Below are 23,042 nucleotides of genomic sequence, written 5' to 3' on the forward strand. Positions count from 1 at the left end.
ACCCCGTGCGGGTCGGCTCCCGGTCAAGGGGTGTTACACGTGTTACCGCTGTTCCCGGAGGGGATCAGTGGCCGGTCTCGCCGCCGTTGTCGCGGCGGTCGAGGGCGCGCTGGAGGGCGGCGGCGGCGTTCTTGCGCTCGGACTCGCTGGTCCGGGACACGTGACGGACACGGCGGCGGACGGTCGTCTCGGCCATGGGAATCGACTCCTTCGGCATCCATGGAGTACGGCACTGGGGGGTTGCGAGACGCCGGAAGGGGCGGGGAGCGGTGCCGCAGGGGTTGCCTGCACGGGGCCCGGCTCACGACCGCCATTCGCTTGATCGAGCGAGACGTTCGGCTCCTACAAAAGTAAGGGAGCGGCCCGCTTCTGTCTGCACAATTACTCGGACTTCCTACTATCTGAGACGGCGGAGCCGGGCATACGGCCGTGAGCTGGGCTTTCGACGGGTGGCACAGGTGTGGCAGATGGGCTACAGGACGTCACCGTCCCGCCAGTCGAAGACCAGTTCATTGGCCGGGTCGAGGGCGCCGGTGAGACCGGGCCACACGAAGACGTGGCCCTCCTCCTCCGCCAGGCGCACGATCCCACGGTCCGGTGACAGGCCGCAGATCCTGCCGGGCCAGCGCTGCCAGCCGCGGGCCGTGTAGAGCTGGGCGCCGTCGTCGCTCGCGCCGAGCGCCCCGAGGTCGTAGGCCCGGTCGACGATCCGCTCCAGCGCGGCCATCACCTGCCCGCCGAGCCCCCGGCGGCGGGCGTCGGCCCGCACGGCCACGGCCTCGACGTATCCGACCCGCAGCCAGGCGCCCCGGTGCCGGGCCCGGCGCATGACCACCGAGCCGTGCGCGGCCAGCCCGGCCCCGTCGTGCACGAGGGCGTGCACACCGCCCAGTCCGTGCTCCCAGTCGGCGTCGGTGAGGTCCCCGTCGAACGCGTCGTGGAGCAGGGCGCGCGCCGCGCGGAGGTCGGCGGGGTCCAGGTCTGCGGTGTGCGCGAGGCGGAGAGACATGAACCCAGTATCGGCGTCGGCGGGTTGACGGGAACGGGCCGGGCGCCGGACATGGGAACGGGCCGGGAAGCCTGCTCGTGGGTCAGGCTTCCCGGCCCGTGCTCGGGCGGGCTGAGGGTCAGCCCATGTGCGGGTAGGAGTAGTCGGTCGGGGCGACCAGCGTCTCCTTGATCGCGCGGGTCAGCGTCCAGCGCAGCAGGTTCTGCGGGGCGCCGGCCTTGTCGTTGGTGCCGGAGGCGCGTCCGCCGCCGAAGGGCTGCTGGCCGACGACGGCACCGGTCGACTTGTCGTTGATGTAGAAGTTGCCGGCCGCGTAGCGCAGCTTCTCCATCGTGTACGCGGCGGCCGCGCGGTCGCCGGAGATGACCGAGCCGGTCAGCGCGTACTCGGACACCGACTCCATCTGGGTCAGCATCTCGTCGTAGCTGTCGTCCTCGTAGACGTGCACGGCGAGGAACGGGCCGAAGTACTCGGTGCGGAAGACCTCGTTGTCCGGGTCGGAGCACTCGACGACGGTCGGACGCACGAAGTAGCCGACCGAGTCGTCGTAGGAGCCGCCCGCGACGATCGTGCAGGTCGGGTCCTCCTTGGCCCGGTCGATCGCGGCCTTGTTCTTGGCGAACGCGCGGTCGTCGATCACGGCGCCGATGAAGTTCGACAGGTCGGTGACGTCACCCATGGTGAGGTACTCGATCTCGGCGGCGAACTCCTCCTTGAAGCCGGAGTTCCAGATGGACGCCGGGATGTAGGCGCGGGAGGTCGCCGAGCACTTCTGGCCCTGGTACTCGAAGGCACCGCGGGTCAGCGCGGTCTTGAGCACCGCGCGGTCGGCCGACGGGTGGGCGACCACGAAGTCCTTGCCGCCGGTCTCGCCGACCAGACGCGGGTAGGTGCGGTAGTTCTCGATGTTGTTGCCGACCGTCTTCCACAGGTGCTGGAAGGTCTTGGTCGAGCCGGTGAAGTGGACGCCGGCCAGGTCGCGGTGGACCAGGGCGACCTCGGAGACCTCGATGCCGTCGCCGGTGACGAGGTTGATGACGCCCTTGGGCAGCCCGGCCTCCTCCAGCAGCTGCATCAGCAGCACGGCGGCGTGGGTCTGGGTCGGCGACGGCTTCCAGACCACCACGTTGCCCATGAGGGCGGGGGCGGTGGGCAGGTTGGCCGCGATCGCCGAGAAGTTGAACGGGGTGATCGCGTAGACGAAGCCCTCCAGCGGGCGGTGGTCCATGCGGTTCCACACGCCCGGGGAGTTGGCCGGGGGCTGCTCGGCCAGGATCTGGCGGGCGTAGTGGACGTTGAAGCGCCAGAAGTCGACGAGCTCGCAGGGGCTGTCGATCTCGGCCTGCTGGGCGGTCTTGGACTGGCCGAGCATGGTGGAGGCCGCGATGGTCTCGCGCCACGGGCCGGAGAGCAGCTCGGCGGCGCGCAGGATGATCGCCGCGCGGTCGTCGAAGGACATCGCGCGCCAGGCCGGGGCGGCGGCGAGGGCCGCGTCGACGGCGTCCTGCGCGTCCTGCCGGGTGGCGTGCCGGCCGGTGCCGATGACTGCCTTGTGGTTGTGCGGCTGGACGACCTGGAACTGCTCGCCGCCGCCGAGCCGCTTCTCGCCGCCGATGGTCATCGGCAGCTCGATCGGGTTCTCGGCCAGCTCCTTGAGCTTCGCCTCCAGGCGGGCGCGCTCGGGAGAGCCGGGGGCGTAGCCGTGCACCGGCTCGTTGACGGGGGTGGGGACCTGGGTCACAGCGTCCATGAGATCCGTAACTCCTTGTACGTGAGCGGGTGTTGCGAGGTGGCGGGCGGGAGGGGCCGGCTCAGCCCTTGCTGAGCATGGAGCGGACGAAGAAGCGCAGGTTCGCCGGCTTCTCCGCCAGTCTGCGCATGAAGTAGCCGTACCAGTCGGTGCCGTAGGCGGTGTAGACCCGCATCCGGTGACCCTCGGCGGCCAGCCGCAGGTGCTCGTCGCCGCGGATGCCGTACAGCATCTGGAACTCGTACTCGTCCGGCTTGCGCCCGGCGCGCCGGGCCAGTTCCTGGGCTATGGAGATCAGGCGCGGGTCGTGGGAGCCGACCATCGGGTACCCCTCGCCCTCCATGAGGGTCCCCAGGATCCGCACGTACGCCTTGTCGATCTCGTGCTTCTGCTGGTAGGCGACCTCGGCGGGCTCCTTGTAGGCGCCCTTGACCAGCCGGACCCGGCTGCCGGCCTCGGCCAGGCGGCGGGCGTCGGCCTCGGTGCGGAAGAGGTAGGCCTGGATGACGCAGCCGGTCTGCGGGAAGTCCTTCCGCAGCTCCTCGTGGATGGCGAACATCGAGTCGAGGGTGGTGTGGTCCTCGGCGTCCAGGGTGACGGTCGTGCCGATGGCGGCGGCGGCCTCGACGACCGGGCGGACGTTGGCGAGGGCCAGCTCGTGACCGCCCGCCAGCGCCTGGCCGAACATCGACAGCTTCACGGACATCTCGACGCGCTCGCCCAGACCGAGGTCCCGCAGCCGGTCGATCAGCGCCAGGTAGGCGTCCCGGGCGGCGGTGGCCTGCTCCGGCGTGGTGATGTCCTCGCCGACGACGTCCATGGTCAGCTCCAGGCCGCGGCCGGTGAGCTGTTCGATGATCGGGACGATGTCGTCGACCGTCTCACCGGGGATGAAGCGGTCGACGACCTGCTTCGTCACCGGCGCGGCCGAGATCAGACGTCGCATCCGGTCGCTGCGCGACGCGGCGAGAATCACGGGACCCAGCACGGGGCACCTCCACAACACATGCCAGAACGGCCGCGATCCGACGAGGTGGACACGGCACGGAGAACCACCGTGAAAGTTAGGGATCTCTCCGATCGTGGGCCATCGACAGCTGTCACGCATCCGTGCCGCCGATCTCAGACAGATGTATGAACGAGCCCGGGAATTGCGGGAGAATGCCCGGGTGACGTCGGAATTCAAGGGTGACTACCAGGAGCTGGTCGACGAGATCTCCGAGCTGCTGGGCGTCCCGGCGACCCTGGAGAACCGCGACTTCGAACTGCTCGCCTTCGGGGCGTACGACAGCGAGGGCGACCTGGACCCGTCGGCGCTGGACCCGGTGCGCGCCCGGTCGATCCTGACCCGGCGCTCCACGGCGGCGGTCCGCACCTGGTTCGAGGGCTTCGGCATCACCCGGGCGACCGGACCGGTCCGCATCCCGCCGACGCCGGAGGCCGGCGTGTACCGGGGAAGGATCTGCCTGCCGGTACGCCATCGGGGTGTGGTGCTCGGCTACGTCTGGCTCCTGGACGACGATCCGGGTCCGACCGACGCCCAGTTGGCCGCGGCCATGGGGGTGGCCGGACGGATCGGCGCCCTGCTCGCGGACGAGGCGCAGGCGGGCGCGGGCCTCGGCAGGGAGCTGCGGGCGGTGCTGGTCGCGGAGCACGGCTGGCAGCGGGACATGGCGGTGGCCGAGTTCCGTACCGCCCTCGGCGCCCGCGCGGACGGCCCGCACACGATCGTCTGCGTGGCCCCCTGGCCGTCCGCCGACCCGGACGACGCCCCGTCGCCGCGCACGGTCCCGCACGCCACCGCGCTGTGCACGCTGCCGTGGGGGGCGGCCGGCCACAGCCTCGCCGTCCTGGTCCGGCTGCGCAGCACGGACGCGACGACCCCGGCGCTGACGGCCGCCGCCCGGCTGCTGAAGGAGACCGAGCAGGTCCGGACCGCCCGGCCGGCGGCCGCGCGCGGGGCCGGGGCGCGCACCGCCGCCGCCGTCGCCGCCGGGTTCACGGGTACGACGGCCCAGGGCCGGGCCGCGGGAGTGGGCGAGGCCCGGACCGGTCTCGCCGAACTGGCGACGAGCTGGCAGGAGGCCGCCGCGGCCACCCGCGCCGCACTGGCCGAGCCGCGGTTCGGACCGGTCGCCGAGTGGGCGCGCATCGGTCCGTACCGGCTGCTGACCGCGCTGCCGCCGGAGGCCTCGCACGACCCCGCGACGGCCGCTCTGCTCACCCCGGCCCACCGCGAACTGGCCCGCACCGCCGAGGCCTACCTGGACTGCGCGGGCCAGGCGGGCCGCACGGCCGCGGCCCTCGGCATCCACCGGCAGACCCTGTACTACCGGCTGTCCCGCGTGGAACAGCTCACCGGCCTGGACCTGGACGACGGCGAGGACCGGCTGCTGCTGCACATGGCGCTGAAGGCGGGACGGCTGTGACGGCCGGCGTCACGCCGGGCCGGCGGCCTCGATGATCTGGCGGAGGCCTTCGGTGAGGGTGTCCGCGTCGGGCGCGGTCTTCGGGTCGAACGTCCACTGCGAGATCAGGCCCGACATCAGGGTCATGTAGAAGCCGCCCAGGGTGTCGGCCCGCTCGTCGGAGACCTCCTCCTCCGGCACGCCCATCATCAGCGAGGTCAGCCCCCGGCCGCCCTCGCGCTGGGCGCGCGCCAACTGGTCGCGCACCTCCGGCATCTGATCGCCCATCGTGACGATCTCCGCGCCGAGCCGCCACATCGAGCCCGGCGCCCGCATGCTGTCGACGATGTTCGACCACACCTCGCGGAACCGCTCCAGTGAGCCCGGCGGGCCGGTGAGTCCGCCGTCGCCGCCCTCGAAGGACATGTCCTCGACCAGCGCGATGTAGGCCTGGGCGAGCAGCGCGTCCTTGGAGCCGTAGTGGTAGCCGATCGAGGCGAGGTTGGTCCCCGACTCCTTGACGATGTCGCGCGCCGTCGTCCGCGCGAACCCCTTCTCCAGCAGGCAGCGCTTGGCGCCTTCCAGCAGATCCTCACGGTGTCCCATGCGGGCCACCCTACCCCGGATCCATACAAGCGTCCTAGACGAATGACTTATACATGCGTTCTAGACAAGCGTTTAATACGGCCGTACATTCCTTGGCATGACGAACCCGACGAGCACGACCACGAGCACACCCGAGACCAACTCCCGTGCGGGACGCCGCGAATGGACCGCACTCGGCGTCCTGATGCTTCCGCTGCTCCTTGTCTCGATGGACGTCTCGGTCCTCTACTTCGCCCTCCCGGCGATCGGCGCCGACCTCCGCCCGAGCGGCACCCAGCAGCTGTGGATCCTGGACATCTACGGCTTCGTCCTGGCCGGTCTGCTGATGACGATGGGCGCGCTGGGCGACCGCATCGGCCGCCGCCGGCTGCTGCTGTTCGGCGCCGCGGCCTTCGGCGGTGCCTCGCTGCTCGCCGCGTACGCCGACAGCGCCGCCACCCTGATCGCCGCCCGCGCGATCCTCGGCATCGGCGGCGCGACCCTGATGCCGTCCACGATGGCCCTGCTGCGCACGATGTTCACCGACCCCGGCCAGCGCGCGAAGGCGATCGGCCTGTGGTCCGGGGTGATGACCGGCGGCATCGCGCTCGGCTCGGTGATGAGCGGCGTCCTGGTCGAGCACTTCTGGTGGGGCTCGGTCTTCCTGGTCAACCTGCCCGCGATGGTGCTGCTGCTGGTGCTCGGCCCGATCCTGCTCCCCGAGTCCAGGAACCCCTCCCCCGGCCGCTTCGACTGGCTGAGCGTTCCCCTGTCCATGGCCGCCGTGCTCCCGGTCGTCTACGGCATGAAGGAGATCCCCTCCGAGGGCTGGCACCCGCTGTACGTCGTCTCGATCACCGTCGGCCTGCTCTTCGCCGTGCTCTTCGTCCGCCGCCAGCGCACCGGCGACTCCCCGCTGATCCCGCCGGCCCTGCTGCGGGGCCGTGGCTTCACCCCGGCGCTGGTCCTGAACCTCGTCGCCTCGCTCGCCATGATGGGCTCGGCCGTCTTCACCACGCAGTACCTTCAGGCGGTGCTCGGCAAGAACCCGCTGGAGGCCGCGCTGTGGAGCCTGCTGCCCTCGGTCTTCATCGGGGTCGCCGGCCCGCTCACGGCCCAGCTCGTCCAGCGCGGCGTCGACCGGGGCCACGTCGTGGCCGGCGGCTTCGCGGCCATGGCGGGCGGATTCACCCTGCTCGCCCTCGTCGGCACCGACTCGCTGTGGCTGGTGCTCACCGGGGCCGGTGTCCTGGCCTGCGGAATGGTAGCCATCGTGTCCCAGCTGACCGACCTCGCCATGACCAGCGCGCCGGTGGAACGGGCGGGCACCGCCTCCTCGCTCCTGGAGACCGGCGCGGAGTTCGGCGGGGCGCTCGGCATGGCGGTGCTGGGGTCGATCGGCACGGCGGTCTACCGCCACGAGATGCCGGCCACCGCCCCGGCCGACGCCCGCGAGACGCTGGGCGGCGCACTGGCCGCGGCGGGCCGGCTGCCGGGGCACACCGGAGACGCGCTGCTGCACACCGCACGGGAGGCGTTCACCAGCGGGATGCAGGGCGCGGCGATCGCCGGGGCGGTGCTGCTGGTGCTGGCGGCGGTGGGAGCGGGGGTGACACTGCGGAAGGTCGGCGAGTGAGCGGACACAGGAACGCCGGACGGGCTGGTTTCCCAGCCCGTCCGGCGTTTGCCGACGAGGCCGTTCAGGCCGAGAGCGGCGGCCTGGGGGCGGCGGCCCCCGGACGACGGCTCAGACCAGGTTCACCGAACGGGCCGAGGTCGCGCCGATCTCCGCCTCCACCTCGGCCAGCACACCGGAGGTCACCGTGTCGTCGACGGTCAGCACGGCCAGCGCCTCGCCGCCCGCGATCGACCGGGCCACCTGCATGCCCGCGATGTTGATGCCCGCCTCGCCGAGGATGCGGCCGACGGTGCCGACCACGCCCGGCCGGTCCTCGTAGCGCAGCACCAGCAGGTGGTCGGCGATCGCGAGGTCCACGTCGAAGTCACCGACCGCCACGATCTTCTGCAGGTTCTTCGGGCCGGCCAGCGTGCCGGAGACCGAGACCTCCTCGCCACTGCCGAGGGTGCCGCGCACGGTGACCACGTTGCGGTGGTCGGCCGACTCCGAGCTGGTGGTCAGACGCACCTCGACACCGCGCTCCTGCGCGAACAGCGGGGCGTTGACGTAGGACACGGTCTCGGCGACGACGTCCTCGAAGACACCCTTGAGCGCGGACAGCTCCAGCACCTTCACGTCGTGCTGGGTGATCTCGCCGTACACCTCGACGTCGAGGCGGACCGCGACCTCGCCGGCGAGCGCGGTGAAGATGCGGCCGAGCCGCTCGGCCAGCGGCAGACCGGGCTTGACGTCCTCGGCGATGACCCCGCCCTGGACGTTCACCGCGTCCGGGACCAGCTCACCCGCGAGCGCCAGCCGGACCGACCTGGCGACCGCGATGCCCGCCTTCTCCTGGGCCTCGTCGGTGGAGGCGCCGAGGTGCGGGGTGCAGACGACCTGGTCCAGCTCGAAGAGCGGGGAGTCGGTGCACGGTTCCTTCGTGTACACGTCCAGGCCGGCGCCGGCGACCCGGCCCTCCTTGAGCGCCGCGTACAGCGCCTCCTCGTCGACGATGCCGCCGCGCGCGGCGTTGACGATCCGCACCGACGGCTTGACCTTGCGCAGCGCCTCGTCGCCGATCAGACCGACCGTCTCGGGGGTCTTCGGGAGGTGCACGGTGATGAAGTCGGCGACCTCGAGCAGCTCGTCCAGCGACAGCACCTTGACGCCCATCTGGGCGGCGCGGGCGGGCTGGATGTAGGGGTCGTAGGCGACGACCTTCATGCCGAAGGCGGACATGCGCTGCGCGACCAGGGCACCGATGCGGCCGAGGCCGACGACGCCGAGCGTCTTCTCGGCGAGCTCGACACCGGTGTACTTGCTGCGCTTCCACTCGCCGTTCTTCAGCGCCGAGTTGGCCTGCGGGATGTGCCGGGCGCTGGCGATCAGCAGACCGCAGGCCAGCTCGGCGGCGGTCACGATGTTCGAGGTGGGAGCGTTGACGACCATCACGCCGGCCTTGGTGGCGGCGGAGACGTCGACGTTGTCCAGGCCGACGCCGGCTCGTGCGACGACCTTCAGCTTCTTCGCCGCGGCGATCGCCTCGGCGTCGACCTTGGTGGCGGAGCGGATCAGGATCGCGTCCACGTCGGCGATGGCCGGGAGCAGCTCGGCTCGGTCTGCTCCGTTCGTGTGCCGGATCTCGAAGTCCGGGCCCAGCGCGTCGACGGTGGCGGGCGACAGCTCTTCAGCGATGAGTACGACAGGTTTCGAGCTCACGTGAGTCCTCACATGTCCAATGCGGACGGCCGTCCCGACGGCCGCTGGCGGTGGAGGGGTACTGGCCGCGTGGAGACGCACGACGCTGTGGGCCTGACGCGTATGTAGTACGGCAGTGTAGTGGCGTGGTGCCGGTCGTCCCGCGCCTTGGCGGAAGGATCACCCGTCCGTGATCGACGGGGTGGACAACGGGGCCGGAGCATGCCGCTCCGGCCCTGTCACCTGGGGCTCACGCGTCCTCGTTCACCCACGACATCAGCTTGCGCAGCTGCTTGCCGGTGGTCTCCAGCAGGTGCTCGGAGTCCTGCTTCTTGTACTCGTTGTACTTCTTCAGACCGCCGTGGTACTCGTCCATCCAGTTGCGGGCGAAGGTGCCGTCCTGGATCTCGGCGAGGATCTGCTTCATCTCGGCCTTGGTGGCGTCGGTGATGATCCGCGGGCCGGTGACGTAGTCGCCCCACTCGGCGGTCTCGGAGACCGACCAGCGCATCTTCTCCAGGCCGCCCTCGTACATGAGGTCGACGATCAGCTTCAGCTCGTGCAGGCACTCGAAGTAGGCGATCTCCGGCTGGTAGCCGGCCTCGACCAGGGTCTCGAAACCGGCCTTGACCAGGGCGGCCGTACCACCGCACAGGACGGCCTGCTCGCCGAACAGGTCGGTCTCGGTCTCCTCGGTGAAGGTCGTCTTGATGACGCCGGCGCGGGTGCCGCCGATGCCCTTGGCGTACGACAGGGCCAGCGCGAAGCCGTTGCCGGTGGCGTCCTGCTCGACGGCCACGATGCACGGGACGCCGCGGCCCTCCTCGTACTGACGGCGCACCAGGTGGCCCGGGCCCTTGGGGGCGACCATGCAGACGTCGACGCCGGCCGGGGGCTTGATGAAGCCGAAGCGGATGTTCAGGCCGTGGCCGAAGAACAGCGCGTCGCCGTCGTTCAGGTTCGGGGCGATGGACTCCTCGTAGACCTGGGCCTGGATCGGGTCCGGCACCAGGATCATGATGACGTCGGCCTCGGCGGCGGCCTCGGCCGGGGTGACCACGCGCAGGCCCTGCTCCTCGGCCTTCGCCTTGGACTTGGAGCCCTCGTGCAGACCGACACGCACGTCGACACCGGAGTCGCGCAGCGACAGGGCGTGGGCGTGGCCCTGGCTGCCGTAGCCGATGACCGCGACCTTGCGGCCCTGGATGATGGACAGGTCGGCGTCGGCGTCGTAGAACAGCTCGGCCACTTTGGGTTCTCTCCTTGGTGTGCGGACGGTGCGTCCCACCGTATGACGGCGGGGGGAAGGGAAGACGCGGGGTCTCGGTATACGGGCGGCCGACAGCCGTCGGCCGCCCTGTTCCAGACTTACGCAGATCGGTCGAGTGCGCGCAGCGACCGGTCGGTGATCGAGCGGGCCCCGCGGCCGATCGCGATCGTGCCGGACTGCACGAGCTCCTTGATGCCGAACGGCTCCAGCATCTTGAGCATGGCGGTCAGCTTCTCGCTGCTGCCGGTGGCCTCGACGGTGACGGCGTCCGGGGAGACGTCGACGGTCTTGGCGCGGAACAGCTGGACGATCTCGACGACCTGGGAGCGCGTCTCGTTGTCGGCGCGCACCTTCACCAGGACGAGTTCCCGCTGGACCGCCGATCCCGGCTCCAGTTCGACGATCTTGAGCACTTCGACGAGCTTGTTGAGCTGTTTGGTCACCTGCTCCAGCGGCAGGGCCTCGACACTGACCACGATCGTGATGCGGGAGATGTCGGGGTGCTCGGTGACACCGACGGCCAGCGAGTCGATGTTGAAGCCCCGCCGGGAGAACAGCGCGGCGATCCGGGCGAGGATGCCCGGCTTGTTCTCCACCAGAACGGAGAGCGTGTGCTTGGACATGGTCTTGTACGTCTCTCTCGCTCAGTCGTCTTCGTTGTCGCCGAAGTCGGGGCGGACGTCCCGGGCGGCCAGGATCTCGTCGTTGGAGGTGCCGGCGGCCACCATCGGCCACACCATCGCGTCCTCGTGGACGATGAAGTCCACGATGACCGGGCGGTCGTTGACGGAGTTCGCCTCCTCGATGACCTTGTCGAGGTCGTCCGGCGACTCGCACCGGATGGCGTAGCAGCCCATGGCCTCCGACAGCTTCACGAAGTCGGGGACCCGGGTACCGCGGGCGTCCGGGTTGACGTCGTCGGGCCCGGAGTGCAGCACGGTGTTGGAGTAACGCTGGTTGTAGAAGAGGGTCTGCCACTGGCGGACCATCCCGAGGGCGCCGTTGTTGATGATGGCGACCTTGATCGGGATGTTGTTCAGGGCGCAGGTGGTCAGTTCCTGGTTGGTCATCTGGAAGCAGCCGTCGCCGTCGATCGCCCAGACGGTCCGCCCGGGCTGTCCGGCCTTGGCTCCCATGGCCGCCGGGACGGCGTAGCCCATGGTTCCGGCGCCGCCGGAGTTGAGCCAGGTGGCGGGCTGCTCGTACTGCACGTAGTGCGCGGCCCACATCTGGTGCTGCCCGACGCCCGCCGCGAAGATCGTGCCCTCCGGGGCGAGCTGCCCGACCCGCTCGATGACCTGCTGCGGGGAGAGCGAGCCGTTCTCCGGCAGGTCGTAGCCCAGCGGGTAGGTCTCGCGCCAGCGGTTGAGGTCCTTCCACCAGGCCGCGTACTTCGACGCGGCGGCCTCGCCCTGCTGGCCCTCGCTGTGCTCCTTCTGCACCGCCTGGACCAGGTCGGCGATGACCTCGCGGGCGTCACCGACGATCGGCACGTCGGCGGCGCGGTTCTTGCCGATCTCCGCGGGGTCGATGTCGGCGTGGACGATCTTCGCGTACGGGGCGAAGCTGTCCAGCTTGCCGGTGACGCGGTCGTCGAAACGGGCTCCGAGGGCGACGATCAGGTCGGCCTTCTGCAGCGCGGTGACGGCGGTGACCGCACCGTGCATGCCCGGCATTCCCACGTGCAGCGGGTGGCTGTCGGGGAACGCGCCGAGCGCCATCAGGGTGGTGGTGACGGGCGCTCCGGTGAGTTCGGCGAGGACCTTCAGCTCGGCCGTGGCACCGGCCTTGATGACGCCGCCGCCGACGTAGAGGACGGGCCGCTTCGCGGAGGTGATCAGCTTGGCGGCCTCGCGGATCTGCTTGGCGTGCGGCTTGGTCACCGGACGGTAGCCCGGCAGGTCCATGACCGGCGGCCAGGAGAAGGTGGTCTTCGCCTGGAGGGCGTCCTTGGCGATGTCGACCAGAACCGGGCCGGGCCGCCCGGTGGAGGCGATGTGGAACGCCTGGGCGATGGTCCGCGGGATGTCCTCGGCCTTGGTGACCAGGAAGTTGTGCTTGGTGATCGGCATGGTGATGCCGACGATGTCCGCCTCCTGGAAGGCGTCCGTGCCGATCGAGGAGGACGCGACCTGGCCGGTGATCGCCACGAGCGGCACCGAGTCCATGTGCGCGTCCGCGATCGGCGTCACCAGGTTCGTCGCGCCCGGCCCGCTCGTCGCCATGCAGACGCCGACCTTGCCGGTGGCCTGCGCGTAGCCGGTCGCCGCGTGACCGGCTCCCTGCTCGTGCCGGCACAGGACGTGGCGCACCCGGGTGGAGTCCATCAGCGGGTCGTAGGCCGGCAGGATCGCGCCGCCGGGGATACCGAATACCGTGTCAGCGCCGACCTCCTCAAGCGAGCGGATGAGGGACTTGGCACCCGAGACGTGCTCGACGGTCGGGGTCTGCTGTCCTCCGGAACGGGGCCGCGGCTGCGGATGGTGGGCCGCGGCGCTCTGCTCGGTCATCGGCATTCTCTTCTCGATGCTGAGGGTTTTTGCGAGTTTCGTACGGATTTCTGCCGCCGTACGTCTGGTGCTGGTGCAACAAAAAACCCCTCGTGCCGTAAGGCAAGCGAGGGGAGCGCGCCGGTGTGGTCGCTGGGGATTCCGGATCCTTCTCCGGCGGGTCCCAGCTCAGCCGACGCGCTGTCCAAGTACGAGAATTCGGGTGCGCATGGAACTGACCCTCCCTCTGACGCGCACCACGTGTCAAGTGGGTGGGACGGGAGTCTCATTATGTGAGCGAAGGGCACTGCCGCCTCCGAACACGGCGGTCACCCCGCCGGCGACCGCGGGCACACCACTGGTGTACACCCCCGCGCCCCTCTCCATGGTCCGTTCCCCGCCCCCGGCGCCCGCGAACGCCGGTTCGGCCGGTGCGTGCGGCACCGGATAGTGGCCGGAACCGAGCGCCCGGCGCAGCCGGTACTCGTCCACCGGCCCGGAGAAGGCCATGCCCATCCCGTGCGTGCACCCCATCGCGCGCAGCGCCGTGACCTGCTCGGGCAGGTCGACGCCCTCGGCCACCGACTGCAGCCCGAGATCGCCGGCGATCCGCAGCAGCCCGCTGGTGATCTTGTGCAGGCGCGGCGACTCGACGATCCCCTCGACCAGACTGCGGTCGAGCTTGAGCAGGTCGACGGGGAGCTTGCGCAGCGCGGTGATCGCCGCGTAGCCACTGCCGAAGCCGTCCAGCGCGATCCGGACACCGTGCCGGCTGAGCACCGTCAGACGGCGCTCCAGCTCGTCCAGCGGAACCCTGGGGTCGGTGTCGGACAGCTCCAGGACCAGCGCACCCGACGGCAGCCCGTGCCGGGTGAGCAGGGCCTCCACGGAGCCGAGCGGCGAGGACCGGTCGAGCAGCCGCCGGGCGCTGGTACGGACGGCGACCGGCACCACGAGCCCGTTGGCGGCCCGCTCGGCGGCCTGTTCGACCGCTTCCTGGAGGATCCAGCGGTCCAGCTCGGCGGTCTTGTCGCTGTCCTCGGCGACCCGCAGGAACTCGGCCGGCGTGAACAGCACCCCCTGGGAGGAGCGCCAGCGCGCCTGCGCGGAGACCGAGTCGACCCGGCCGCTCTCCAGACACACCACGGGCTGGTGCAGCAGCGTGAACTCGCCGTCGTGCAGCGCGGCCCGCAGCCGGGTGGCCAGCTCCGCCTTGCGTACGACGTCCTGCTGCATCTGTGGCCTGTACAGCTCGACGCGGCCCTTTCCGGCCGACTTGGCGCGGTACATCGCCAGGTCGGCGTTGCGCAGCAGCTCTCCGGCGCCGAGGCCCGGTTCGGCGAAGGCGACGCCGATGGACGCGTTGACACGGACATCGTTGCCGTCAATGACATACGGCTGCGAGAGGGTCACCCTGAGGCGGTCGGCGAGCTCCAGGATGTGCCGCTCCCGGGCACTGCGGTCACGTGTGTGGTCCCCGACGATCAGCGCGGCGAACTCGTCGCCGCCCAGCCGGGACGCGGTGTCGCCGTGGCGTACCGCGTCCTGGAGCCGGCGGGCGGCCTGGACGAGCAGTTCGTCGCCGGCCTGGTGCCCGATCGTGTCGTTGACGGCCTTGAACCCGTCCAGGTCGATGAAGAGCACCGCCGTGTTCCGCAGGGCCGGGCCCCGGTCGGAGGATCGGCGGCCGGACAGGGCCTGCTGCACCCGCCGGGTGAACAGGGCGCGGTTGGGCAGGTCGGTGAGCGGGTCGTGTTCGGCGTTGTGCTGGAGCTGTGCCTGCAGCCGCACCCTCTCGGTCACGTCCCGGCTGTTGAAGATGAGGCCGCCGTGGTGCCGGTTGACGGTGGACTCGACGTTGAGCCAGCCCCCGTCCCCGGACCGGAAACGGCACTCGATGCGGGTGGTGGCCTCCTCCAGCGGGCCGGTGGCGAGGAAGCGGCGCACCTCGTGCACCACGCACCCCAGGTCCTCCGGGTGGATGAGGTTGCCCAGTTCGGAACCGACCAGCTCCTCGGCGGGCCGTCCGTAGACCCCGGCGGCGGCCGGGGAGACGTACCGCAGGATGCCGTTGGGCGCGGCGATCATGATGACGTCGCTGGAGCCCTGCACCAGGGAGCGGAAGTGGTTCTCCTGGTGCGCCAGTTCCTGGGTGAGGGTGATGTTGTCGAGCAGCATGATGCCCTGGCGCACGACGAGCGCGAGGACCACGCAGCCGGCGGTGATCAGGACGACGTGGTCCGGGCTGCGGCCGTTCAGCACGTTGTAGAGGATGCCCAGCGTGCACACGGCGGCGGCCAGGTAGGGGGTGAGCGCGGCCAGCGAGCCGGTCAGCGGGCGGCCCGCCGTGTACCGGCCGTGCTCGCCGCCCGGTGCGGCGGCCTGGCGGGGTGGCCCGGTCCGCGCGCCGGGCACGTGCTCGTGCACCACGCGCGCGTGCGACTCGGGCTCCGCCGCCGGCCTGGGCGGGGCCCAGGGGGCGTACGCCAGCAGCAGCGAGCCGGCGAACCAGCCCGCGTCCAGGAGCTGGCCGGAGCGGTAACTGCTGTGCAGCAGCGGCGAGGTGAACAGGGCGTCGCACATCACGGTCAGGGCGAGCGCGCCGATCGCGGTGTTCACCGCGGTGCGGTTGCCCGGCGAGCGCCGGAAGTGCAGGGCGAGCACCATGCTGACCAGGGCGATGTCCAGCAGCGGATAGGCCAGCGAGAGCGCGGTGTGCGCGACGCTGGGCCCGTCGAGCCGGGCGGCCTGGGCGAGCGCGAGGCTCCACGACAGGGTGACCAGCGAGCCGCCGATCAGCCAGGCGTCGAGCCCCAGGCAGATCCACCCGGCCTTGGTCATCGGCCGCTTGGCCAGGACCAGGAGACCGACGATGGCCGGCGGCGCGAAGCACAGGAAGAACAGGTCGGCGTAACTGGGGCTGGGCACGGGCCGTTGGAGCACGACCTCGTACCACCCCCAGACCGCGTTGCCCAGAGCCGCCATCGCCGAGGAGAGGGCGAACAGCAGCCACGCGGGTCGAAAGCGGACCCGCGGCGAGCGGGCGTAGAAGAAGCAGGACACCGCGGCGGTGCCGGCGGCCGCGGTCAGACCGAAGTCGCCCATGAACAGGGCGATCTGGTTCGAGCCCCAGTCGAACGCGGAACCGACGGCGTATCCCGCGCAGATCAGGGCCAGGACGAGTTGACGGACCACGCCGGTCCCGCCGCCGGTGGCCGGCGGACGGCAACGCGGCTTCCCCGCCGGAGGCTGTGCCCGCAGCGCTCCGGGAAGGGGGGTCGGCACAGGCGTCGGCGCTGTCACCGGACCCTCCCGGTCCGCGCCGCGCCCGGGTCCCTCGGATCCCGGTGCGCCGGGTGGGCATGCCTCCTGCGTGCGCTGTGCCTGCGGTGGTGGTGATGGCTGGTGTGGTGGCCGCGTCTGCGCGCAGCAGTGCGCCAGGGTCGCCGCCGGCGGCTCCGCCGCGTCGGATCGTTCGTCCATAGGCCGTGCATCGCCCGTCGCCCCCCTCACATGTCTGAGATGTCCATCCCCGGCGCCGAACGGTGCGCGGCGCAGCCCCTGTCGGGACGATACACCAGTATCGTCACTCAGGGACATAGCTTCTCTACGCTCCGTGACGACCAGCGGCTATGCGCGTACGCACCGCGCCCGGAAGGTCGCGGACCGTGCCGGAAGCGGATCGTGGGCGGGTTGCCCGGATGGTCAGTTGTCGGTGGATCCCGTCGTAAGGATCACGTTCCGCAACGGCTCCCGGTTCACGAAGCGGTTCAACTGGTCGGTGACGACGCGTTTGGCACGCGGCAGGAAGGCCGAGGTGGGGCCGCCGACGTGCGGGCTGATCAGCACTCCGGGCGCCTGCCACAGGGGATGTCCGGCAGGCAGCGGCTCGGGGTCGGTGACGTCCAGGGCCGCGGTGAGACGGCCGTTCTCCAGTTCGGCGAGCAGCGCCTTGGTGTCCACCACGGCCCCGCGCGCGACGTTCACCAGCAGTGCGCCGTCCTTCATCCGCGCGAGGAACTCCGCGTCGACCAGGCCACGCGTGGTGTCCGTGAGGGGTGTGGAGACGATGACGACGTCTGCTTCCGGAAGCAGACGGGGCAGTTCGGTGAGCGGATGCACGGGACCGCGCGCCGATGCGCGCCCGGAGCGCGCGACACGCGCCACCCGCGCGACCTCGAACGGCACGAGCCGGTCCTCGACGGCCGAACCGATCGCACCGTAGCCCACGATGAGCACGCTCTTGTCGGCGAGGGCCGGGTGGAAGCCGCTCTCCCAGTGCTCCCGCTGCTGGGCCCGCACGAACCCAGGGACACCGCGCAGGGACGCCAGGGTGAGCGTGAGCGCGAGTTCGGCGGTGCTCGCGTCGTGCACCCCGCGGGCGTTGCACAGCGTGACACCGGGCACGATGAGATCGAGGGCGGCGATCATGTCGTCGACACCGGCGGTGAGGGTCTGGATGAGGCGGACGTTCCGCATCCGCTGCAGCGGCAGCACCTTGACGTTCTGCCGCTTCATGTAGGGGACGACGTAGACGGCGCAGTCGGCGGGATCACCGGGAAAGTCCTGCCCGCCGTCCCAGAAGAGGTAGTCGAGCCCTTCCGGGAGCCCTTGGAAGTCCTTCGGCGGGATGGGGAGCCATGCGTCGCGGGTCATGTCAGGAGGCTATGTCAGAGCCGGCCGGAGGCAGAGGTTAGGTTGGGGGTTCGAGAAGGAGGTTCACGGGCCGGTGGAGCGCAGGACGATCGGCGCGGGGGCGCTCGCGGTGGGGGCCGTCGGACTCGGGTGCATGCCGATGAGCTGGGCCTACAGCGGGTCCCGGCAGCGTGGTGAGGAATCGGTGCGGGCGGTGCACCGGGCGCTGGACCTGGGCGTGACGCTGCTGGACACCGCCGACATGTACGGCCCGTTCACCAACGAGCTGCTGCTGGGGCGGGTGCTCAGGGAGCGGCGCGCCGAGGCCTTCGTGTCGACCAAGGTGGGTCTGCTGGTCGGCGACCAGCACATCGTGGCGAACGGCCGGCCCGGGTATGTGAAGCGCGCCTGCGACGCGTCCCTGCGGCGGCTCCAGACCGACGTCATAGACCTCTACCAGTTGCACCGGGCCGATCCCGAGGTCCCCGTGGAGGAGACCTGGGGCGCGATGGCGGAACTGGTGCAGGCGGGCAAGGTGCGCGCGCTGGGGCTGTGCGCCCTGGGGGCGCGTGGGGGGCGCAGATCCGGCGCGCGGCTGCATGACGCGACCCTGCGCCAGTTGCAGCGGGTGCAGCAGGTGTTCCCGGTGAGCGCGGTGCAGGCGGAGCTGTCGGTGTGGTCACCCGAGGCGCTGGAGGCGCTGCTGCCGTGGTGCGAGGCGCGGGGTGTGGGCTTCCTGGCCGCGATGCCGCTGGGCAACGGCTTCCTCAGCGGCACGCTCACGCCCGGCGAGGGGTTCGAACCGGACGACGTGCGGGCCCGGCACCCGCGCTTCACGGCGGAGATGATGGCGGCCAACCAGCCGATCCTGGTGGGGCTCCGGCGGGTCGCCCGGCGGCACGGGGAGCGGGTCACCGCGGCTCAGGTGGCGCTGGCGTGGGTACGGGACCGGGGGCGGCACGTGGTTCCGGTGCCGGGGACGAAACAGTGCCGTTGGGTGACGGAGAACGCCGGGGCGGTGGACATCCGGCTGAGTGCGGAGGACATCGCCGAGCTGAGCTCGCTGCCGGCCGCGCAGGGGTCGTGGGATTAGCGGGCAATCGCCGTCGTCCGCCCGTTGGTTCGGTGCGGCTCCGGGGTGGCTGGTCGCGCCCGCGCGGCGGAGCCGCAAATCGGCAGAGTCCCGCGCCTCCGAGGGGGCGCTGCACTACCGTCGGTCGCGGGGGCGTCAGGCGTGCTGAAGGGACCGTGATCGTGCAACGTCGAGGCTTGACCGCCGTGTTGGCCGCGGCCGGGCTCCTGCTCGCGACCGGGTGTTCCTCGGGCGGTGACGGCCGGGACGGGCCCCCGCCGCCCTGGGCGGTGAGTACGCCGGCGAGTGCTTCCCCGTCGGCCGGCCGGACGGAGCCGGTCGCGCCCGCCAAGGGCTCGGTCACGGTGGTGCGTACGGTCGCCGGCGGGCTCAAGTCGCCGTGGGGGCTGGCACCGCTGCCGGACGGCGCCGGTCTGCTGGTCTCCGACCGTGACGACGGGACGATCAGCAGGGTCGACGAGAAGACCGGGAAGAAGACCGAACTGGGCACCGTGTCCGGGGTGTCCGCGGCCGGCGAGGGCGGTCTGCTGGGCATCGCCCTCTCCCCCGGTTTCGCCTCCGACCACATGATCTACGCGTACTTCACCTCGGCCTCCGACAACCGCGTCGTACGCATGCTCTGGGACGAGGCCAAGCCGGCCGGGGAGCAGCTGGGCGCCCCCGACACGATCTTCAAGGGCATCCCCAAGGGGTTCATCCACAACGGCGGGCGGATCGCCTTCGGCCCGGACGGCATGCTCTACGCCGGTACCGGCGAGAGCGGGCAGCGGGGTCTCGCCCAGGACAGGGACTCCCTCGGCGGCAAGATCCTGCGGCTCACCCCGGAGGGCGACCCCGCCCCCGGCAACCCGTTCCCCGGCTCCCCCGTCTACACCTACGGCCACCGCAACGTGCAGGGCCTGGCCTGGGACGACCGTCAGCGGCTGTTCGCCTCGGAGTTCGGCCAGGACACCTGGGACGAGCTGAACGCCGTCAAGCCCGGCGGCGACTACGGCTGGCCGGACGCCGAGGGCCGGTCCTCCGACGCCAAGTACGTGAACCCCATCGCCCAGTGGCACACCGACGACGCCTCCCCTAGCGGCATCGCCTACGTCGACGGCGTGATCTGGATGGCCGGGCTCAAGGGCCGGCGGCTGTGGCGCATCCCGCTGAAGGGCACCGAGGCGGGCGCCGCGCCCCAGGCCTTCCTCCAGGGACGGTACGGGCGGCTGCGGACGGTCGTGGCGGCGGGCGGCGACAAGGTGTGGCTGGTGACCAGCAACACCGACGGGCGGGGCGCGCCGAAGCCGGGAGACGACCGGATCCTGGAGCTTCAGGTGCGCTGACCGGCGGCGGCGCGGTCGGTGTGCTCCTGCGGGAACAGGGCCAGGCGGTGGGCCATCGCGGCGGCCTCTCCCCGCCCCGAGACACCGAGCTTGCCCAGGATGTTGGAGACGTGGACGCTGGCCGTCTTCGGGGAGATGAACAGCTCCTCGGCTATCTGGCGGTTGGTGCGGCCCGCCGAGACCAGCCGCAGGACGTCCCGCTCCCGGTTGGTCAGGCCGAGGCTCTCGGCGGGGTCCGGGGCCCGGCGCACGGTGCCGTCGATGAGACTGAGGCGGGCGCGCTGCGCCAGCCGCGCCACCGCCTCGGCCAGCGGACGGGCCCCGAGGTGGCCGGCGACCGCACCGGCCAGCCGGAGCAGTTCCGTCGCACGGTCGCGTTCGTCCTCCCCGGGGGCCTCTTCCAGCAGGGCCTGGGCGAGCCGGCGGCGAACCCGGGCGAGGTCGTAGGGGTTGTCCAGGCACTCGAAGTCGGTGACCACGTCCGACCAGAGCGCGGCGGTGTCGGTGCCCCGGGCGCGGTGCAGTTCGGCGCGGGTCCAGCGCTCGTACGCCACCCACAGGGGTGCCCCGGTGGTGAGTTTGCGGACGGCCTCGGCGAGCCGGTCCAGGACCTCGGCTCTGCCGTCCGCCAGCGCGGGCAGGGCACGGGCGTCGGCCTCGGCAGCGGCGGCGGCCAGCAGCAGGGGCCAGCCGTAGCGCTGGGTGCCCGGCGGGAAGCCGGCACCGAGGGCACGGTCCAGCTCGGCTCGGGCGTCGAGGAACCGGCCCTCCTCGGCGGCGACGCCGACGGCGATCCGGGCGACGGGCAGCAGTGCCTGCGGCATCGGGTCGTGGGGGCCGTAGTGCTCGTGGGCGATGGCCAGTTGACGGCCGGCCTCGGCGACCTCGCCCCGGGCGAGGGCGATGTGGGCGAGCCGCAGAGCGCCGGCGCCACGGGGCTTGGCGCCGGCCGCGGAGCCGAGGGCGCCCGTCGCGGCTTCGGCGGCCTCGTCCCACTGGCCGAGCGTGTAGAGCGAGTCGGAGAGGTTGCCCCAGATCCACAGCTCGGAGTCGAGCAGGCCGTACCTGCGGGCGAACGCGAGGCCCTCCCGCAGGAGGGGCACCGCCTCCCTGCTGCGGCCGACCGAGTGCAGCTCGGAGGGCAGGTTCACGTAGGCGCGGGCCGCGACCCCGGTGGCACCCTCGTGGAGGGCGGTCTCCTTGACCCGGTGCAGTTCCGCCATCCCGTTCTCGACGTCGCCCGCGTCGACCATGAGGCAGCCCATGGTGATGCGGGCGTTGAGCTCGATCTCCCGGGCACCGACCATGCGCGCGTACTCCACGGCCCGTTCGGCGGCGGCGAAGGCCTCGGGACCGGGTTCGTGGAGCATGCACCAGTTGGCGACGTTGGCCAGCACGTCGGCGTGCACCTCCGAGGGCGGCAGGCCGCGCACCAGGTCCTGGGCGGTGCCGAGTTCCTGCCGGCCGTCGCCCCGCGCCAGGTCCTGGACCAGCCGGGAGCGCTGTACCCAGAACCAGGCCGCGCGCAGGGGGTCGCCGTCCTCGTCGTCCTCGATGATCCGCAGCGCCCTCTTGGCGATCTTCAGGGCGCGTTCGCGTTCCCCGCAGAACCGGCCCGCCACCGCCGCCTCCGCCATCAGGTCGAGATAGCGCAGCGGTGTGGTGACCGGATCGCAGCCGCAGGGAGGGTAGACGTCGGTGTAGTCGACGGGCCGCAGCGCGGCGCGGACCTCCCCGGGTGCCGTGTCCCACAGCTCCATCGCCCGTTCCAGGAGGCGCAGTTGCTCGCTGTAGGCGTGCCGGCGGCGGGCCACGACGGAGGCGTCGAGGACGGCGGGCAGCGCCTTGGCCGGATCGTGCGCCTGGTACCAGTAGCTGGCCAGCCGGGTCACGCGCGCGTCGGCCTGCACGAGGTTCGGGTCGGCCTCCAGCGCCTCGGCGTATCGCCGGTTGAGCCGGGAGCGCTCGCCCGGGAGCAGGTCGTCGGCGACGGCCTCGCGGACCAGGGAGTGGCGGAAGCGGTAGCCGTCGCCGCCGGGCGTGGCGGTGAGGATGTTGGCGCCGACGGCGGTCCGCAGGGCCTCGATGAGGTCGTCCTCGGCGAGCCGGGCGACGGCGGCGAGCAGCGGGTACTCCACGGTGGAGCCGCCCTCGGCGACGATCCGGGCGACCCGCTGGGCGCTCTCGGACAGCGCCTCGACCCGCACGAGCAGCAGGTCGCGCAGCGAGTCGGTGAGTCCGGTGCAGCAGCCCTCGGCCCAGGCGACGGCGAGTTCCTCGACGAAGAAGGCGTTGCCGTCGGAGCGCTCGAAGATCTCGTCGACCTGGGCGGGGTCGGGTTCGGCGGCGAGGATGCCGGCCATCTGGCGGCCGACCTCCTCCCGCGTGAACCGGGCGAGTTCGATGCGGCGGACGGTGCGCAGCCGGTCGAGTTCGGCGAGCAGCGGGCGCATCGGGTGGCGGCGGTGGATGTCGTCGGCGCGGTAGGTGGCGAGGACGACCAGGCGGCCGGTGCGCAGGGTGCGCAGCAGATAGGACAGGAGGTGGCGGGTGGAGGCGTCGGCCCAGTGCAGGTCCTCCAGGGCGATGACCACCGTGCGCTCGGCGGCGACCCGTTCCAGCAGTCGTGCGGTGAGTTCGAAGAGGCGGGCCATGCCCTGTTCGTCGTGGCGGCCGGCCGGGGCCTCGCCGAACTCCGGCAGCAGCCGGGCCAGTTCGTCCTCCTGTCCGGCGGCGGCCGCGGCCAGTTCGTCGGGCATCGCGGCCCGCAGCGCGCGCAGGGCGGTGGAGAAGGGGGCGAACGGCAGCCCGTCGGCGCCGATCTCCACGCAGCCGCCGAGCGCGACGACCGCACCCTGGCGGCAGGCGGCCGCCGCGAACTCCTCGACCAGCCGGGTCTTGCCGACTCCGGCCTCACCGCCGAGCAGCAGCGCCTGCGGCTCGGCGGCCTCGGCACGGGCCAGGGCGTCCTTCAGCGTCCCCAGCTCATCGCTGCGGCCTACGAACACGGGACTCACGGACCTGGTTTCCACGGGCCCGAGCATCGCACGCGGCCCGGAGGGGGCGGCAGCGGTTTTCCACAACACCGGCGCGCTTGTCGTACGACCCGACTGCACGCGGCCCGGTGGTGCGGGGGGCGTCGACGCGGGGGCCGACAGCGCG

General features: G+C 71.7%; 16 protein-coding genes. 4 read left to right on the forward strand and 12 right to left on the reverse strand.

Annotated elements, in window-relative coordinates:
* Positions 1-64: 64 nt before the first annotated feature.
* From ACFY3I_RS30540 to ACFY3I_RS30555, 4 genes are all read right to left on the reverse strand, one after another.
* The gene (locus tag ACFY3I_RS30540; RefSeq protein ID WP_089098576.1) at positions 65-196 is read right to left on the reverse strand and encodes a hypothetical protein; all 132 of its coding nucleotides are present in this window, start codon (positions 194-196) and stop codon (positions 65-67) included.
* A gap of 276 nt (positions 197-472) precedes the next feature.
* A complete protein-coding gene (locus ACFY3I_RS30545; protein ID WP_390864333.1) occupies positions 473-1,009 on the reverse strand; it encodes a GNAT family N-acetyltransferase in 537 nt (178 codons plus the stop codon).
* 118 nt (positions 1,010-1,127) lie between these two features.
* Positions 1,128-2,759 carry an L-glutamate gamma-semialdehyde dehydrogenase gene (gene pruA, locus ACFY3I_RS30550; RefSeq protein WP_390864334.1) on the reverse strand — a complete coding sequence of 544 codons (1,632 nt, stop codon included), beginning with the start codon at positions 2,757-2,759 and terminating at the stop codon, positions 1,128-1,130.
* Between the two features lie 61 nt (positions 2,760-2,820).
* Complete coding sequence (locus ACFY3I_RS30555; RefSeq protein WP_390864335.1) at positions 2,821-3,747, reverse strand: proline dehydrogenase family protein; 927 nt, start codon at positions 3,745-3,747, stop codon at positions 2,821-2,823.
* 181 nt (positions 3,748-3,928) lie between these two features.
* Between ACFY3I_RS30555 and ACFY3I_RS30560 the strand changes: the two genes are divergently transcribed.
* Positions 3,929-5,188: a PucR family transcriptional regulator gene (locus ACFY3I_RS30560; RefSeq protein WP_390864336.1), complete on the forward strand. Its 1,260-nt coding sequence runs from the start codon at positions 3,929-3,931 to the stop codon at positions 5,186-5,188.
* A gap of 9 nt (positions 5,189-5,197) precedes the next feature.
* Here the strand turns inward: ACFY3I_RS30560 and ACFY3I_RS30565 are convergent, their stop codons facing one another.
* A complete protein-coding gene (locus ACFY3I_RS30565) occupies positions 5,198-5,773 on the reverse strand; it encodes a TetR/AcrR family transcriptional regulator (RefSeq protein ID WP_390864337.1) in 576 nt (191 codons plus the stop codon).
* Positions 5,774-5,870: 97 nt separating this feature from the next.
* Between ACFY3I_RS30565 and ACFY3I_RS30570 the strand changes: the two genes are divergently transcribed.
* Positions 5,871-7,388, forward strand: coding sequence for an MFS transporter (locus ACFY3I_RS30570; protein ID WP_390864338.1), 1,518 nt, complete (start codon positions 5,871-5,873; stop codon positions 7,386-7,388).
* Positions 7,389-7,499: 111 nt separating this feature from the next.
* Here the strand turns inward: ACFY3I_RS30570 and serA are convergent, their stop codons facing one another.
* The 6 genes from serA to ACFY3I_RS30600 form a co-directional block, all read right to left on the reverse strand.
* Complete coding sequence (serA, locus tag ACFY3I_RS30575) at positions 7,500-9,089, reverse strand: phosphoglycerate dehydrogenase (protein ID WP_365293888.1); 1,590 nt, start codon at positions 9,087-9,089, stop codon at positions 7,500-7,502.
* A gap of 229 nt (positions 9,090-9,318) precedes the next feature.
* Positions 9,319-10,317 (reverse strand): ketol-acid reductoisomerase, encoded by a 999-nt coding sequence (gene ilvC, locus ACFY3I_RS30580; protein ID WP_365293886.1) that lies wholly within the window; start codon positions 10,315-10,317, stop codon positions 9,319-9,321.
* A gap of 119 nt (positions 10,318-10,436) precedes the next feature.
* A complete protein-coding gene (gene ilvN / locus ACFY3I_RS30585) occupies positions 10,437-10,961 on the reverse strand; it encodes an acetolactate synthase small subunit (protein ID WP_365293884.1) in 525 nt (174 codons plus the stop codon).
* A 21-nt stretch (positions 10,962-10,982) separates the two neighbouring features.
* Complete coding sequence (locus ACFY3I_RS30590) at positions 10,983-12,854, reverse strand: acetolactate synthase large subunit (protein WP_365293882.1); 1,872 nt, start codon at positions 12,852-12,854, stop codon at positions 10,983-10,985.
* 237 nt (positions 12,855-13,091) lie between these two features.
* A complete protein-coding gene (locus ACFY3I_RS30595) occupies positions 13,092-16,130 on the reverse strand; it encodes a putative bifunctional diguanylate cyclase/phosphodiesterase (RefSeq protein WP_390864339.1) in 3,039 nt (1,012 codons plus the stop codon).
* Positions 16,131-16,532: 402 nt separating this feature from the next.
* On the reverse strand, positions 16,533-17,483 hold the full coding sequence (locus ACFY3I_RS30600; protein WP_390864340.1) for a 2-hydroxyacid dehydrogenase: 951 nt from the start codon (positions 17,481-17,483) through the stop codon (positions 16,533-16,535).
* A 73-nt stretch (positions 17,484-17,556) separates the two neighbouring features.
* Here ACFY3I_RS30600 and ACFY3I_RS30605 point away from each other — a divergent pair, with 73 nt between their 5' ends.
* Positions 17,557-18,555, forward strand: coding sequence for an aldo/keto reductase (locus ACFY3I_RS30605; protein ID WP_365293877.1), 999 nt, complete (start codon positions 17,557-17,559; stop codon positions 18,553-18,555).
* 176 nt (positions 18,556-18,731) lie between these two features.
* On the forward strand, positions 18,732-19,880 hold the full coding sequence (locus tag ACFY3I_RS30610; protein WP_390864341.1) for a PQQ-dependent sugar dehydrogenase: 1,149 nt from the start codon (positions 18,732-18,734) through the stop codon (positions 19,878-19,880).
* On the opposite strand, the gene ACFY3I_RS30615 is transcribed toward ACFY3I_RS30610, so the two are convergent.
* On the reverse strand, positions 19,868-22,924 hold the full coding sequence (locus ACFY3I_RS30615) for an AAA family ATPase (protein WP_390864342.1): 3,057 nt from the start codon (positions 22,922-22,924) through the stop codon (positions 19,868-19,870). The two genes, ACFY3I_RS30610 and ACFY3I_RS30615, sit on opposite strands and share 13 nt — an antisense overlap.
* Positions 22,925-23,042 lie beyond the last annotated feature (118 nt).

Origin of the sequence: Streptomyces sp. NPDC001068 (genome assembly GCF_042897315.1) — a bacterium.
Taxonomy (GTDB): domain Bacteria; phylum Actinomycetota; class Actinomycetes; order Streptomycetales; family Streptomycetaceae; genus Streptomyces.

Bases quoted from the DNA above. Each gene is read 5' to 3' on its own strand.
- pruA (WP_390864334.1), bottom strand. From the start codon at position 2,759: ATGGACGCTGTGACCCAGGTCCCCACCCCCGTCAACGAGCCGGTGCAC.
- ACFY3I_RS30570 (WP_390864338.1), top strand. From the start codon at position 5,871: ATGACGAACCCGACGAGCACGACCACGAGCACACCCGAGACCAACTCC.
- ilvN (WP_365293884.1), bottom strand. From the start codon at position 10,961: ATGTCCAAGCACACGCTCTCCGTTCTGGTGGAGAACAAGCCGGGCATC.
- ACFY3I_RS30545 (WP_390864333.1), bottom strand. From the start codon at position 1,009: ATGTCTCTCCGCCTCGCGCACACCGCAGACCTGGACCCCGCCGACCTC.
- ACFY3I_RS30540 (WP_089098576.1), bottom strand. From the start codon at position 196: ATGGCCGAGACGACCGTCCGCCGCCGTGTCCGTCACGTGTCCCGGACC.
- ACFY3I_RS30615 (WP_390864342.1), bottom strand. From the start codon at position 22,924: ATGCTCGGGCCCGTGGAAACCAGGTCCGTGAGTCCCGTGTTCGTAGGC.
- ACFY3I_RS30600 (WP_390864340.1), bottom strand. From the start codon at position 17,483: ATGACCCGCGACGCATGGCTCCCCATCCCGCCGAAGGACTTCCAAGGG.
- ACFY3I_RS30590 (WP_365293882.1), bottom strand. From the start codon at position 12,854: ATGCCGATGACCGAGCAGAGCGCCGCGGCCCACCATCCGCAGCCGCGG.
- ACFY3I_RS30565 (WP_390864337.1), bottom strand. From the start codon at position 5,773: ATGGGACACCGTGAGGATCTGCTGGAAGGCGCCAAGCGCTGCCTGCTG.